Origin of the sequence: Haloferax volcanii DS2 (assembly GCF_000025685.1) — an archaeon.
Taxonomy (GTDB): Archaea; Halobacteriota; Halobacteria; order Halobacteriales; family Haloferacaceae; genus Haloferax; species Haloferax volcanii.
In genome coordinates this window covers 966,321-980,466 of record NC_013967.1, presented here as the reverse complement: position 1 = coordinate 980,466, position 14,146 = coordinate 966,321, and the positions used below count along the sequence as shown (strand labels likewise).

Genomic DNA, 14,146 nt, shown 5'->3' with positions numbered 1-14,146 from the left:
GGCGGTGTCCCCGGGTGGGACCGACTCGTCCGCGGCTTACAGTTCGTCCAACAGCGTCTGGGCCGCCGCGGCCGACGAACCGGGGCCGCGCGCGGTGATGAGGTCGCCGTCCACGGTGACGCTGGTGTCGCTGTCGAGTTCGGCGTCCCAGACGCCGCCGACGGCCTTCACCTCGTCTTCGACCCAGTACGGGAGCTTCCGGCCGTCGGGCATCAGATCGTCGTCGTCGACGATACCCTCTTCCCACTCGTTGGGGAAGCCGGTGACCTCGCGCCCCTCAACGAGGAACGAGCCGTCGGCCTCGCGGGTGAATCCGAGGATGCCGACCGCGTGGCAGACGACGAGCGCCTTCGAGTCGTCGCCGGCGACCGCCTGCAAGAGCGCCTGTCGGGCGTGTCGGTCCTGATTGACGTCCCACGCGGTCCCGTGACCGCCGGGGAACACCACGGCGTCGTACTCGTCGGCGTCGACCTGTGCAATCGGCTTCGGGCTCTGGAGTCGCTCGTCGTTCTCGTGGACCTCGACGACGCGCTCTGCGAGTTCCTCGCCGACCTCCTCGGGGTCGACAGAGCGCTCGTCGACGACCGGGACGCCGCCCGTCGGCGTCGCAACGGTTACGTCCACGCCGGCGTCGGTCAGAGTCGTAAGCGGCTCGATGCATTCCTCTCCCCAGTAGCCGTCTTCGCTGACGATGAAAAGCGCCGATGTCATCGCTCCCGAGTACGCCCCGGGCACAAAAAGGCCCCGCGGAGGCGGAAATCCGCGGGCGAAAGTGACGCGGCTCTGACGCCGCGGCCGTGTCGGTGTCGGGTCAGTCGTCGCCGTGCTCGTCGACGATGACGACCTCGCCGTCTTCGACGGTCACGTTGATGAGCGTCTTGACGTGGTGGTCCGAGTCGTCGAGTTCGTTCGGGCCGGCCTTCTTGATGATGGCGACGGTGTCGACGACGTCCGCGCCGATGTGGTCGAGCGCGTCGAGGACGGCCTTCATCGTGCCGCCGGTCGACAGCACGTCGTCGAGGACGAGCACGCGGTCGCCCTCGTTGACGTCGTTGATGAACATGTCGCCCTCGGAGTAGCCCGTCTGCTGGTGGAGCGACACCTCGCCGTCGAGGCCGTACTCGCGCTTGCGGATGACGACGAGCGGGATGTCCGTCATCAGCGAGACGGCCGTCGAGATGTGGATGCCCATCGCCGCCGGCGTGACGATTTTGTCGACGTTTTCGAGGTTCGCCTTGCGGATGATTTTGATGACGATTTCGCGGAGGAGCCCCGGTTCCAGCATCGGAACACCGTCGCTGATGGGGTGGACGAAGTACTCGTAATCTCCTTTTTCGATGATCGGCGCGTCGAGAAGGGACTGCCGCAACTGGTCCATGGCGCTCGTTCCGCCGGTCGGGCATAAAATGTGGCGGTTCGGAGGCTCTCGGACACGCCGACCCACGCCGTACGGTATCGCGTCTCGCGGTCGAACGCAGTCGAGCGCAACCGCTCACGACCGTGTTCGCGACTCGGAGCGCGAGGCTCCGAGGGCGGTTACATCCCGCCGAGAAGCTGTGACGCGGTCTTCACCAGCGGCTCGACGCTCTCGTCGGGGTCGACGAAAAGCAACATCCCGCGGCCGCCGCAGTAGACCTGTAACACGCCGTAGCCGTCGCGTTCCTCGAAGCGGTACTCGACGCTGTTTTGCACCGGGCTCAGCCCGGAAAACAGCCCGCGTTCCATGAACTCGCGCCGAGTCTCCTCGGCGAGCGAACTCAGGTGCGCCACGAGTTCGTCGCGACTCCGAAAGTCCTCACGGACGGTTTCGCCGACGTGGAACAGGTCGAACGCCGTCGCACCGTAGACGGCGACCAGCGAGACTGCCCCCTTCGCAGTCCCCCGGAGCGCCTCCATCGCGACCTCGCTATCGGGTCCCGGTCCGTTGACGGATGCCATCCGTGACGGGTCGATTATCATTCGTTTCCCCCCTTGCCCTGACGCCGCGCGTCTCCCTGCCCGGAGCGCGCGCCTGGACGTATCATGAATCTCAGATAGTCAGTTGTTGCTATAAATGTGGAGGTGGAATTTCGCTCGTTGAAAAACAGCGCGCTACGCGGGGTATGAAGGCTGTTCTCGGCCACCTACGTCGAGCGTGTTCCGACGCGACACCGGATATCGTGAGGAACCATGATTGATTCGACCCCGCGTCGTCAGTTGTTCTCTGACTCGACTTGATCGCCCGATACCGGGGGTGTCGAGCGGGGTTCGGTCCGGAACCCCTCGTCCGAAAGGGAGACGACCGTCTCGTCGAAGTCGCACTCGTAGCGGCGGCAGTGGGTCCCGTCGTCGCGAACCTCGGTCGTCGAGGTGACGAGGCCGCACTCGCACAGCCGGTCGAGCCGTCGGTACACGGTCGGAAGCGAGAGGTCGAGCGTCTCACCGAGTTCCTTCGCGGTGCGAGAGTCGCGGCGGAGCGCCACGAGCAGCGCCCGGGACTCGGTGTCTCCGAGTATATCGAGGAGTTCGTCGCTCGACACACGTCCGTCCATCCTGATGAAAGCCTCCGAATGAGCGTACAAAGTAGTTGCGCCCCTGCGACCGTGATATTCTCGAACGGACGAATGTACTCTGAGACGTAGTACAGTCGGCTAAGGATATAAATTTCATTCTCCAAAGAAAATCATGAAAATCAGAAAACGTAGAATAAATCGACCGACCGTCAGATTTCGACGCCGAACAGCCAACGGGTTTGACAACACCTAAGTCGGCGCTTCCCGCAATTTCCCCCGTGCAACCCACACCGGAAGTCGTCCTCGCGGTCGTCTTCTTGCCGTTTCTCGCCGCGGCGTTCACACCGGTAGTCTACCGGCTCTTCGGTGAGCGCACGGCGTACTTCGCGGCCGCCGTCGCGTTGGTCACGCTCGGCCTCGTGACGGACCTGTATCTCGCGGGGGCGCACGGAACCGTGCCGCTCGAATGGATTCCCTCGCTCGGAATCTCGCTGGCGTTTCACGTCGACGGGTTGGCGCTTCTCATCGCCTTCCTCGCCAGCGGCGTCGGCGTGCTCATCCTCACGTACTCCGGAGGATACATGCACGGCGAACCGGGCCAGGCGAAATACTACGCGACCCTGTTGGCGTTCATGGGCTCGATGCTCGGCGTCGCCCTCGCGGGCGACCTCGTCGCCCTGTTCGTCTTCTGGGAGCTGACGAGCCTCTCGTCGTTCATCCTCATCGGCCACTACACCGGGGAGAAGGCCTCCCAGTACGCCGCCCGGAAGTCGATGCTCATCACCGTCTCCGGCGGCCTGTTCATGCTGGTCGGCTTCCTGCTTCTCGTCTGGGCGTCCGGCCAGACGGGAGCCATCGAGGGAACGACGTACAGCATCCCGGTTTTGGTCGAACACGCGGACGCGATTCGCGAGGTCCTGACGGCCTCCGGCCTGCTCGTCCCCGTGCTCGTCCTCGTCGGCCTCGGCGCGGCGACGAAGTCCGCGCAGGTCCCGTTCCACGTCTGGCTTCCCAACGCGATGGAGGCACCGACGCCGGTCTCGGCGTTCCTCCACTCCGCGACGATGGTCAAAGCCGGCGTCTACCTCGTCGGCCGATTCCGCCCGCTTTTCCTCCCCGAGGACGCGGCGGTGCTCGGTGAATGGACGCTCATCTTCGCCGTGCTCGGCCTGTTGACGATGACCGTCGCGGCCATGCTCGCGGTGAGCGCGACCGACATCAAGGAACTGCTCGCGTACTCGACGGCCTCGCACCTCGGCCTCATCATCGCCGCCTTCGGCTTCGCCAACAGCTACGGCGCGGAGGCCGGCGCGTTCCACATCCTGAACCACGCGAGCTTCAAGGCCGCGCTGTTCATGGTCGCGGGCATCATCGCCCACGAGGCCGGAACCCGGAACATCGACCGCCTCGGCGGGCTCCGAAAACACCTGCCCGTGACGGCCGTCATCGCGGTCGTCGCGTCGCTGTCGATGGCCGGCTTCCCGCCGTTCAACGGCTTCTACTCGAAGGAACTGCTGTTCGAGTCGACGTACTACGCCGCCGAACACATGGGCGGCGTCGCGTGGATTTTCCCCGTCGTCGCGGTGTTCGGGAGCGTCTTCACGTTCCTCTACTCCATCAAGTTCGCCTCGCTGTTCTTCGGCGACGAACCCGACGGCCTGGGTCACGTCCACCGCCCGCCCGCGGCGATGCTCGTCCCGCCGGCGATTCTCGGCGCGCTCGTCCTCGCCATCTCGGCCCAGCCGAACCTCTTTATCGAGGGGCTCATCGGCGACGTGTACGGCAGCGTCGTGCCCGGCGAGGCCCACTCCTTTTCGGTCCACTTCCCGACCGAACTCACCCCGTACGTGATTATGAGTCTCATCACCATCGTCGTCGGTGCGGCCGCCTTCCCGTTCTACGACCGCATCCACGACGCCATCAACGCGGCCCTGCGCGGCCCCGTCCGCGCGAACTGGTGGTACGACAACTTCGTCGAGGGGCTGACCACGACGAGCGTCGCCGTCACGCCGAAGATTCAGACCGGCCTCCTGCGCACCTACGCGACGTGGGGCCTCTTCGGCTTCGTCGCGCTCGCGCTCGGCGGCTACGCGGCCGCCGGCGTCTCCATGCCCGGATTCAGTACACTCAGCGTCTCGATTCCCATCGTCCTCGTGTTGCTCGTCGCGCTCGTCGCCGCCTTCGCGGTCGACGTCGCGCCGTCGCACGTGGCGGGCGTCCTGACGCTGTCTATCGTCGGCTTCATGGTCGCCATCTTCTACATCCTCGCGGACGCGCCCGACCTCGCGTTGACCCAACTGGTCGTCGAGACGCTCGTGTTGGTCATCTTCCTGCTCGTCTTGGACCGCCTGCCGGCGTTCTACGGCGACGCGCCGGACCGACTCGTCTCCGTCCGCGACGGTCTGCTGTCGCTGGCCGTCGGCGGCACGGTGTTTCTCACCGTGCTGCTGTCGACGGACGCCTCGCCCGACCCGCTCTTACAGGAGTTCTTCGTGGCACGGGCGGGCGTTCCGGCGGAACACGGGCCGTTCTTCGCGGACTACGGCGGCGGCTCGAACATCGTCAACGTCATCCTCGTCGACTTCCGTGGCATCGACACCATGGGCGAGATTTCGGTCGTCGTGATGGCGTCGCTCGCCATCCTGACGCTGATTCGCATGCGAACGCGGGGTGAGACCCAATGAACGGCTCGTCCGGCCGGACGACCGTCATCTCGCGGACCGTCGCGCGCATCGTCGTCCCCATCATCCTGGTGACGGCCATCGCGCTGCTGTTCCGCGGGCACAACCTCCCCGGCGGCGGCTTCATCGGGGCCGTCCTCGCGGCCGCCGCCTTCGCACTCGTCTACATCATCTTCGGGCTGGAGTTCATCCAGCGCGAGGTGCTCGCCATCAAACCCGACGGCTCGGAGCAACACCGACTCGTCGAGACCTACCGCTGGATGGCCTCCCTCGGCCTCGCAATCGCCGTGGGGTCCAGCCTCGCCCCGCTCGCGTTCGGCGCGCCGTTCCTGACGCAGGGCGTGCTCTTCTTGGAGCACCTGCCCCTCTACGGCGAGCTCGAAGTCGCGAGCGCGTTCGCCTTCGACCTCGGCGTCTTCTTCGCCGTCGTCGGCGGCCTGCTCACCATCGTCGCGGAGGTCGGTAACGAATGACCCAGTTCTTCCTCGCCGCCACGCTCGGCGTCCTGTTCAGCATCGGCACGTACCTCGTGCTCCGACGCGACGTGGTTCGCGTCGTCTGGGGTATCAGCATCATCAGCCAATCGGCCAACGTCTACCTCGTCACCATGGGCGGATTCGACGGCCTCGCGCCCATCCTCTCGGGCCACGGCGCGAGCGGGCCCGCGCCCTCGGACCCCATCGTGCAGGCGCTCGTCCTCACCGCCATCGTCATCGGCTTCGGGACGACCGCGCTCGCGCTCGTGTTGACCTACCGGGTGTACGAGGAACACGGAACAATCGACATGTACGAACTCGGAGGGAGCAGATGAGCACGCTCGTCATCGCACCGCTCCTCGTGGCGCTCGTGACGGCGATTCTGACGCTGCTCACGCGCCCGAGCGACATACTCCAACGGACAGTCAGCCTGCTCGGCGGCGTCGCCTATCTCGTCGCCGTCGCCGCCCTGTTCGACGCCGTAGTCCTGCCGCTCGGCGGCGAGTCGACCACGCTCGTCTATCAGGTGTCGAACTGGGCCGCGCCGTTCGGCATCACGCTCGTCGCCGACGCCCTGTCGGCGTTCCTGTTGGCGCTCACCGGCTTCGTGTCGCTCCTGACGCTCAGCTACTCGGTCGCGTCGGTCGGCTCGTTCGGCCAGCGCCTCAGCTACCACACGCTGTTTCACTTTATGGTAGTCGGCGTCACCGGCTCGTTCCTCACCGGCGACATCTTCAACCTGTTCGTCTGGTTCGAGGTGATGCTCATGTCGAGCTACATCCTCGTGCTGTTTTACTCCGGTCGCGAGCACACCCGCGCGGCGCTCAACTACGTCGTGCTCAACCTCATCGGGAGCGCGGTGATGCTCGTCGCCATCGGCGGTCTATACAGCACGACCGGGACGCTCAACATGGCCGATATCGCCCGGCGACTGGCCGAACCCGCCGCCTACGACATCGAACTCCTGCCGACGCTCGGCCTGTCGGCGGTGCTGTTTTCGGTGTTCGCGCTGAAGGCCGGCCTCGCGCCCTTCCAGTTCTGGGTTCCCGCGGCCTACCGCGCCGCGCCGTCGCCGGTGACCGCGATGCTCGCCGGCGTCGTGAAGAAGGTCGGCATCTACGCCATCGTTCGGCTCTACTTCACCATCTTCGCCGCGGCGTCCATCGACATCGGCTTCCTCGGCATCACCGGGGAGTCGTTCCTCGGCTTCTTCGGCCCGGTCATGTTCGTCATGGCCGCGGTCAGCATCGTCCTCGGCGGCATCGGCGCGGTCGGCCGCGACGACGTGGACGGCATCCTCGCGTACTCCTCCATCAGTCAGGTGGGCTTTATCGTCCTCCCGCTGGCGGTGGCCGCCACCGCGCCGTCCGAGGCGGTTCGCGTGCTCGGCGTGACCGCCGCGCTGGTCTACGCGTTCAACCACGGTCTCGCCAAGAGCCTGCTGTTCCTCGCGAGCGGCACGCTCAAAGACGTCGTCGGCAGCGACCGCCTGTCCGACCTCGGCGGCCTCGCCGACAGGGCGCCGGTGCTCGCGGCGGGCTTCCTGCTCGGCGCGCTGACGCTCATCGGCGTCCCGCCGCTGTCGGGCTTCTTCGGGAAGTATCTCGTCTTCCAGGCGGCCGCGGAGTCGTTCGCCGCGGGCGGGGCCGGCGCGGGACTCGCGCTCGCCGTCGCGCTCGCCGGCGCAATTCTGACTATCGCCTACTACACCCGCGCGTGGAACGCGGTGTTCTGGGGTCGCCCGAGCGACCTCGTCGACGCCGCGCTCCCCGAGCGCTGGTCGGTCGGCTCCGGCGACGTGGCGATGACCGACGGCGGTGACGACGGCCTCAAACGGCTCGAACTCACCACGCAGGTGACCGTCGTCGTCGCACTCGCCGTCGCCGCCATCGGCTTCGGTATCGGCTTCGAAGCGCTGTTCGGCGCGGCCGACGCCGCGGCCCGCGCCGCCGTCGACACGAACGGCTACGTCGACGCCGTGCTGCACGGTCCGGGCGTCGGCTTCGAATCCGGCGGGGGTGGCCACTGATGAGCCGCCGCTGGCCGGTTTCGGGGCTCGTCATGGCCGTCCTCTGGCTGTTCGTCCGCGGCGTCGAACTGACGCCGCAGCGCCTGCTGGAGGAGTTCATCATCGGCCTCGGCGTCGGGATGGGCATCGCCTTCTTCTTCCGGCGGTTCTACGGGGACGAAGCACCCATCGCGCGGAGCCTCCGCGTCGCGCCCTACGCGGCGCTGTACCTCGCGACGTTCCTCTGGGAACTCCTCACGGCCAACGTCGACGTGGCGGTGCGGACGCTGTCGCCGTCGATGCCCATCGACCCCGCCGTGGTCGAGGTGCCGCTCCGCGTGCGGACGCCGCTCGCCATCACGACTATCGCGAACAGTATCACCCTCACTCCGGGGACGCTGACCATGGACTACGACGACGAAACCAACTCGCTGTACGTGCACAGCATCGACGGGAGCGACCCCGACGGCATCCTCAAACCCATCCGCCGCTGGGAGGACTACGCGCTCGTCATCTTCGACGAAGAACTGAAACCGGGCGACCCCGCGCCGCAAGTCGAGGGGGGTCCCGCGGACGGCGGCGACGCGCCCGCCGCCGCGACGGGAGGTGAACAACATGGCTGAGCCCGTGTACCTCGCCTGGATGGACTCCGTGCTCTTCGTCGGCCTCGCGCTCGCCGCGGGGCTGACGCTCCTCGTGAGCTACCGCGTCATCCGCGGGCCGACGGTGCCCGACCGCGTCGTCGCGCTCGACACCATCGGGACGAACGTCGTCGCCATCGCGGCGCTGTACGCCATCTGGAGCCAACAGGGTTACTTCGTCGGCGTCAGTCTCGTGCTCGCCATCATCGGCTTCATCAGCACGATTACCGTGGCTCGGTACGTCACGGAGGGGGACATCATCGAATGACCGCCGCAGAGACCGCAGCTGCCGCGACGACGGTCGGTCCCGTCCGCGCGGCGCTCGTCATCCTCCTGACGCTCGTGGGGAGTTTCTTCCTCGTCGTCGGGACCATCGGTCTGCTCCGGTTCCCCAACGTCTACAACCGGATGCACGCCACCTCGAAGGCGACCACGCTGGGGGCGGCGTCCATCGCGCTCGCCGCGACGGTGTACTACCTTCCCCACGGGGACGGACTGATGGCGCTCGTCACGGTGTTGTTCCTGTTCCTCACCGCGCCGACGGGCGCGCACATGATTTCGCAGGCCGCCCAGCGCATGGGCGTCCCGTTCCTCGACGGGGTCACGTGGCCCAAGCAGGTCGCGTCGGCCGACGCCGACGGCGCGGACGGCGACGACTGACGACCCGCCGAGGGCCTATTTTTCCAACTCGGTCGCCAGTTCGGCAGCGACGCGAGCGCCCAGTCCGCCTTTCGACCCGACGTACTCGCTCGTCTCGTCGGCGCGGACGACGAGCGCGCGGGTCTCCGAGTCGCCCATCACGGAGGCGTCGTTGGCGACGACGAAGGCGAGGCCGACGCGGTCCATGATGCGGCGGGCCTCGCCGGCCATCGCCTCGTCGTCGCCGGTCGTCTCGGCCTTGAAGCCGACGATGGGGAGGTCCGGGTGCGACTCGCGGACGGTGTCGATGAGCTTCGGCGCGGGTTCGAGGTCGAGCGTGCGCGCCTCGCCGGAGCGAATCTTCTGGTCGGCCGCCTCGACGGTGAAATCCGAGATGGCGGCCGCGGAGACGAGCGCGTCGGCGTCGGCGTCGACCGCGGCCTCGACGGCGTCCAGCATCTCGGCGGCCGACTCGACGGCGAGCACGTCGGCGTAGTGCGCGTCGTCGCCGTCGTGGACGAGCGTCACGTCCGCGCCGCGAACCGCGAGCGCGCGGGCGACGGCGCGGCCCGTGCGACCGGAGGCGCGATTCGAGAGCGTGCGGATTGGGTCGATGGACTCGGTCGTCGCGCCGGCGGTGACGACGACGGATGTTCCGGCGAGCGTCTGGTCGGTCGTCGCTTTGGCCACGCCGGTGACGATGGCCTCCTCGGTGGCGATTTTCGCCTTTCCTTCCTCGATGCGGGGGTCGACGAACTCGACGCCCCACGACCGCACCCGCTCGATGGCGTCGAGGACGCCGGGGTGGTCGTACATGGGTTCGTGCATCGCGGGCGCGACGACGACCGGAACGCCCGCCCCGAGGGCGGTGGTCGCGGTGGTCGTCACCGGAGAGTCGTCGATGGCGGCCGCTATCTTGCCGACCGTGTTGGCCGTCGCGGGCGCGACGAGGAACACGTCGGCCCAGCCGTCGCGGCCGCAGAGGTCGACGTGTTCGACGCGGCCGGTAATCTCGGTCACCGCGTCGTCGTCGGTGGCGAACTCGACCGCCCACGGGTGGATGATTCCCGTCGCGGCGTCGGTCATCACCGCGCGGACCGACGCGCCCCGGCGGCGGAGTTCGTGCGCCAACTCGACGACTTTCACGGCCGCGATACTCCCCGTCACCCCGAGCGCGACGTTCACACCTTCGAGCATTCACTCGTCTCTGCGCCCGCGACCCGCTAAAAGGATTCGCGTCCGCGGGCGACCGTGGGACCGACGGGCGGTCCGCCCGCGGTGTGCGTGGGTGTTACTCGTCGAGTCGCCCGAGTTCGTCGTCGACGAGGCTCGGGTGGGTGCGCTGGGGCTCGTCGTGCGGCTCGGCGAAGAACTCGCGCATGACCTCGCGGGACTCGCGCTCGCGGTGGGCGCGCTCGTCGGCGTCTATCTCCTCGCAGGCCGGCGGCACCTCGCGGCCGCGGTCGGTGAAGTAGCCGGTCGGCGCGACCCAGTCGTTGTAGAACGCCGTCCCCGAGTCGTGGACCAGCGTGATGGCCGTCTCCGCGGCGTCGCCGGCGGCGACGACCGCCTGATGGTAAATCTCGGTCAGCCGACCCGCGGCGTAGATGCCGGGGACGTCGGTCCGGCCGAGGTCGTCCACGCCGACGTAGGTTTTCGACCCGGCGGCCCGGAGGTCGACGCCCGTGTCTTCGAGATACGAGGCGTCGGACCACGAGGCCGCGACGACCCGGGACACCTCGACGGTCTCTTCGCCGTCGTCGGTCTCGACGGTCGCCCGGAACAGCGGGTCCTCGTCGTCACCGAGCACGTCGAGGTCGGTCACGCGGCCGGTCAGTCGGCCCGCGCCGTTACGGTCGGCCTGCTCGGAGAGGAGGTCGGTAAACAGCCGACTGTTGACGCCCGCCGGGAAGCCGGGGACGTTTTCGAGGTGGGCGTTCCGGCGAACGATTGGCTCGCCGTCGTTGACGACGAGGGTGTCGAGGTCGGCGCGCGCGAGGAACGTCGCGGCGGTGAGGCCGGCGACGCCGCCGCCGACGACGAGCGCGTCTCGTGGAGTCGTCTGACTCATGTCGTGCGATAGCTCAGCGGCGAGTAAAACCGTACGGATGTCGCTGAACGCTGCCGAGTTCCGCCCGGAGGCGGTTCGGGCTACCGACCCAGCGACGCGCTCGGGTCGTTGAGCCAGCGGTTCTCGATTGCCTCGACGCTGACGAGGCCCGCCGAGCCGGGTGCGTGCCCCGCTCCGTTCTTCGGTGACATTCGGAGCCGGAGCCGCCAGCGCCCGTCAGACAGCGCCTCGCCGTCGAGAAAGCGCACGGTTCGCTCCGGCGTCCGCCGGACGAGAGCCACGGCGAGCGGCAGCGTCGGAACCCGGCCGGTCCGCTCCGCGAGCGCGTAGTCCCCGAAGGTGAGCTCCCACGTCCGGGAGCTGTCGTCGCCGTCGGTCCGTGCGTCGGTTCGGGCGTCGGAACCGGCAGTTCCAGCCGCCTCGGCGTCGGGTATCGGCCGCACCGAGTAGCCCTCGACGAAGCCGACGGCTTCGAGGTGTCGAAGCGCCGCGTCCACGGGGTTCGGCGTCGGGGTCGGACAGAACAGCCCGGCCGCCGTCTCGACGACCGCCCGCTGCTCGTCGGCCGAGAGGCGAACGTCCAGTTCGCTCATCAGGCTCCACACCAGCGTGAGACAGAAGTCGTCGCGGTCGTCGACGACCTCGGCCAGCGTGAGGTACGTCTCCATCTCGGCGGTCTCGGCCTCCCGATAGCCGAGTTCCGACAGCGCCTCGAACAGCGCGCCCGCGGTGTCGTGGCAGAACGCGCTGTATCGGGCGTACTCGTCTGCCGACTCCTCGGCGGCCCGCGGCGGTCCCTCGGCCACCTCGTACACGAGCGGATCGTCGTACGGGCTGTTCGGGTCGTAGCGCCGGAGCGCCGCCCGGTAGTCCCGCGTCAGTTCCACGGCCTCGCCGGCGGCGCGTCGGCCCGGAAACCGCTGTCCTGCGGCGGCTCCGGGCGGCGAACCCGTGCGGCCGCACACAACTGCGTAGTCGCCGTCGGAACACGCCAGAGACCGAATCTCGGCTCTGATGTCCCGAAGCGTCCCCCCCACCATCTCGGCTGTATGTCGAGACACCGACCGATTATGGGTTGCGATTGCGAGGGCGTCCGCGCCGCGCGAGCGAGCGACACGGCCCACAAGGCTTTGGTCCCGCCGACTCCATTCGACGCTCGTGGACGAGATAGCCGTCAGCACCGTCGTCTACCTGCCGCCCGAGGAGATATACGAGTTCCTCGTCGACTTCCCGCGGTACGCCGACTACTCGAAGCACCTGCGGGACGTTCGGCAGTCGGGCGACGGGTCGCCGGGCACGCGGTACGCCCTGTACTTTTCGTGGTGGAAGCTCACCTACACCGCCGAGTCGAAGGTGACCGACGTCACCCCGCCGACGCGAATCGACTGGACCATCACCAAGGACGTACACGCCGTCGGCCGCTGGCGAGTCGAGGAACTCGACGACCTGCCCCACGGGGGTGAGGCCCCGCCGGACGCCGACACCGCCTGCCGCGTCTTCTTCGAGGTCGAATACGACCCCGACAGCGTCTCCGCGGGCGACGTCGACCTCCCGCGGTTCGTCTCGCTCGGTTGGGTCATCGACAAGCTCCGGCCGGTGCTCCAGAAGGAGGCGGAGCGAATCGTCGAGCGCATCGTCGCAGACATCGAGGGGCGACCACGGCGCGTGGAACTGACGATACACTCGAAACCGGGGTCGTGAGCGTCGGTGTCCCGGAGATTCGAGAAGGGAAATGCACATACGCGCCCGCGGTCCAACACAGGGGTATGACAGGGGCTGGTCTCTGGTGCGCGTGATAATCATCGGTGCCGGACAGGTCGGGTCGTCCATCGCGGCCGACCTCGACGAGACCCACGAGGTCGTCGTCATCGACTGCGACCCCGAGCGCGTCGACGAACTGAACTACTCGCTCGACGTGCTGGCGCTCCACGGCGACGGAACCTCGGTGGACACGCTCGAAGAGGCCGACGTGGAGCGCGCCGACATGGTCATCGCCTCGACCGACGACGACGAGACGAACATCGTCGCCTGCGCGACCGCCAAGGCCATCTCGAACGCGTTCACAATCGCCCGGGTCAAGAACACGGAGTACCTCCGGACGTGGCAGCGCTCCGAGAAGGCGTTCGGCATCGACTTCATGGTCTGTACGAACCTGCTCGCCGCGGAGTCCATCGTCCGCGTCGTCGGCCTCCCCGCCGCACGCGACGTTGACCCCTTCGCGGGCGGGCAGGTCCAGATGGCCGAGTTCGAAGTCGACGAGGAGAGCCCCGTCGCCAACCAGACCGTGAGCGAGGCCGACCGCTTCGACTCGCTGACCTTCGCGGCCATCCTCCGCGACGGCGAGGTCACCATCCCCCGCGGCGACTCCGTCATCGGTCCCGGCGACCGCGTCGTCGTCATCGGCAGCCCCAAGAGCGTCCAGGGCTTCGCAAGCTCCGTCTCGCCCGACGAACCGCCGGGAACCGCCGAGGAAGTCGTCATCGTCGGCGGGAGCGAAATCGGCTACCACGTCGCCCGCCTGCTCGAAGAGCGCGGCTTCAAGCCCAGGCTCATCGAGCACGACGCGGAGCGCGCCCGCGAACTCGCGGAGATGCTCCCCGGAACCATCGTCATGGAGAGCGACGCGACCGACGTGGACTTCCTCGAACGCGAGTACATCGGCGACGCCGACCTGCTCGTCTCGGCGCTCGACTCCGACGAGAAGAACCTGCTCGTGTCGCTTCTCGCCGCCCGCCTCGGCGTCGAGCGCACCGTCGCCGTCATCGACACGACGCCGTACGTGGACCTGTTCGAGGCCGTCGGCGTCGACGTGGGCGTCAGCCCCCGCGAGGTCGTCGCAGAGGAGATAACCCGCTTTACCCGCGAGGGCGGCGCGGAGAACGTCGCGCTCATCGAGTCTGACAAGGCCGAAGTGCTCGAAATCGAGGTGGACGCCGAGAGCGTCCTCGCGGGCAAGCCGATTCGGGAGTCGGTCGCGACGCTCCCCGAAGGCGTCGTCATCGGCGCGATAACCCGCCGCCGCGAGTTCATCACCCCCCGCGGCGACACCGTCATCGAACCCGGCGACCACGTCGTCGTCTTCGTCGATAGCTGCGTCATCGACGACGTGACACCCAATCTGTAGGTCGGTCCGCCGCA

Annotated in this window: 16 protein-coding genes; 9 read left to right on the top strand and 7 right to left on the bottom strand. The window is 67.8% G+C overall.

Annotated features, from left to right (window positions below):
• Window positions 1–36 precede the first annotated feature (36 nt).
• The 4 genes from HVO_RS09850 to HVO_RS09835 form a co-directional block, all read right to left on the bottom strand.
• Window positions 37–711 carry a type 1 glutamine amidotransferase domain-containing protein gene (locus tag HVO_RS09850; RefSeq protein WP_004043865.1) on the bottom strand — a complete coding sequence of 225 codons (675 nt, stop codon included), beginning with the start codon at window positions 709–711 and terminating at the stop codon, window positions 37–39.
• A 100-nt stretch (window positions 712–811) separates the two neighbouring features.
• Window positions 812–1,378, bottom strand: coding sequence for a hypoxanthine/guanine phosphoribosyltransferase (gene hpt / locus HVO_RS09845; protein WP_004043866.1), 567 nt, complete (start codon window positions 1,376–1,378; stop codon window positions 812–814).
• A gap of 158 nt (window positions 1,379–1,536) precedes the next feature.
• Window positions 1,537–1,938 (bottom strand): hypothetical protein, encoded by a 402-nt coding sequence (locus HVO_RS09840; RefSeq protein WP_004043867.1) that lies wholly within the window; start codon window positions 1,936–1,938, stop codon window positions 1,537–1,539.
• A 254-nt stretch (window positions 1,939–2,192) separates the two neighbouring features.
• On the bottom strand, window positions 2,193–2,531 hold the full coding sequence (locus tag HVO_RS09835; protein WP_004043868.1) for a winged helix-turn-helix domain-containing protein: 339 nt from the start codon (window positions 2,529–2,531) through the stop codon (window positions 2,193–2,195).
• A 239-nt stretch (window positions 2,532–2,770) separates the two neighbouring features.
• On the opposite strand from HVO_RS09835, the gene mbhE reads away from it, so the two are divergent.
• From mbhE to mnhG, 7 genes are read left to right on the top strand one after another with little or no spacing between them, the layout of a single operon-like run.
• Window positions 2,771–5,176, top strand: coding sequence for a hydrogen gas-evolving membrane-bound hydrogenase subunit E (gene mbhE / locus HVO_RS09830; protein ID WP_013035481.1), 2,406 nt, complete (start codon window positions 2,771–2,773; stop codon window positions 5,174–5,176).
• On the top strand, window positions 5,173–5,646 hold the full coding sequence (locus HVO_RS09825; protein WP_004043870.1) for an MnhB domain-containing protein: 474 nt from the start codon (window positions 5,173–5,175) through the stop codon (window positions 5,644–5,646). The genes mbhE and HVO_RS09825 overlap by 4 nt, the downstream gene beginning before the upstream one ends.
• Window positions 5,643–5,984, top strand: a complete 342-nt coding sequence (locus HVO_RS09820) for a sodium:proton antiporter (protein WP_004043872.1) — start codon at window positions 5,643–5,645, stop codon at window positions 5,982–5,984. The genes HVO_RS09825 and HVO_RS09820 overlap by 4 nt, the downstream gene beginning before the upstream one ends.
• The gene (locus HVO_RS09815; protein WP_004043874.1) at window positions 5,981–7,678 is read left to right on the top strand and encodes a Na+/H+ antiporter subunit D; all 1,698 of its coding nucleotides are present in this window, start codon (window positions 5,981–5,983) and stop codon (window positions 7,676–7,678) included. Before HVO_RS09820 ends, HVO_RS09815 begins: the two co-directional genes overlap by 4 nt.
• Complete coding sequence (locus tag HVO_RS09810) at window positions 7,678–8,280, top strand: Na+/H+ antiporter subunit E (protein ID WP_004043876.1); 603 nt, start codon at window positions 7,678–7,680, stop codon at window positions 8,278–8,280. The genes HVO_RS09815 and HVO_RS09810 overlap by 1 nt, the downstream gene beginning before the upstream one ends.
• Window positions 8,273–8,566 (top strand): monovalent cation/H+ antiporter complex subunit F, encoded by a 294-nt coding sequence (locus HVO_RS09805; RefSeq protein ID WP_004043877.1) that lies wholly within the window; start codon window positions 8,273–8,275, stop codon window positions 8,564–8,566. Before HVO_RS09810 ends, HVO_RS09805 begins: the two co-directional genes overlap by 8 nt.
• On the top strand, window positions 8,563–8,958 hold the full coding sequence (gene mnhG / locus HVO_RS09800) for a monovalent cation/H(+) antiporter subunit G (RefSeq protein WP_004043878.1): 396 nt from the start codon (window positions 8,563–8,565) through the stop codon (window positions 8,956–8,958). Before HVO_RS09805 ends, mnhG begins: the two co-directional genes overlap by 4 nt.
• A 15-nt stretch (window positions 8,959–8,973) precedes the next feature.
• Here mnhG and coaBC read toward each other — a convergent pair whose 3' ends face one another.
• The 3 genes from coaBC to HVO_RS09785 form a co-directional block, all read right to left on the bottom strand.
• A complete protein-coding gene (gene coaBC, locus HVO_RS09795) occupies window positions 8,974–10,134 on the bottom strand; it encodes a bifunctional phosphopantothenoylcysteine decarboxylase/phosphopantothenate--cysteine ligase CoaBC (RefSeq protein ID WP_004043879.1) in 1,161 nt (386 codons plus the stop codon).
• A 94-nt stretch (window positions 10,135–10,228) separates the two neighbouring features.
• A complete protein-coding gene (locus HVO_RS09790; protein ID WP_004043880.1) occupies window positions 10,229–11,008 on the bottom strand; it encodes an FAD-dependent oxidoreductase in 780 nt (259 codons plus the stop codon).
• 80 nt (window positions 11,009–11,088) lie between these two features.
• Window positions 11,089–12,048 carry a DUF7551 domain-containing protein gene (locus tag HVO_RS09785; protein WP_004043881.1) on the bottom strand — a complete coding sequence of 320 codons (960 nt, stop codon included), beginning with the start codon at window positions 12,046–12,048 and terminating at the stop codon, window positions 11,089–11,091.
• Between the two features lie 118 nt (window positions 12,049–12,166).
• On the opposite strand from HVO_RS09785, the gene HVO_RS09780 reads away from it, so the two are divergent.
• Together HVO_RS09780 and trkA are read left to right on the top strand one after the other, a co-directional pair.
• A complete protein-coding gene (locus HVO_RS09780) occupies window positions 12,167–12,709 on the top strand; it encodes a type II toxin-antitoxin system RatA family toxin (RefSeq protein ID WP_004043882.1) in 543 nt (180 codons plus the stop codon).
• Window positions 12,710–12,794: 85 nt separating this feature from the next.
• Entirely contained in the window at window positions 12,795–14,132 is a 1,338-nt protein-coding gene (trkA, locus tag HVO_RS09775) for a Trk system potassium transporter TrkA (RefSeq protein ID WP_004043883.1), read from the top strand.
• The last annotated feature ends 14 nt before the right edge of the window (window positions 14,133–14,146 follow it).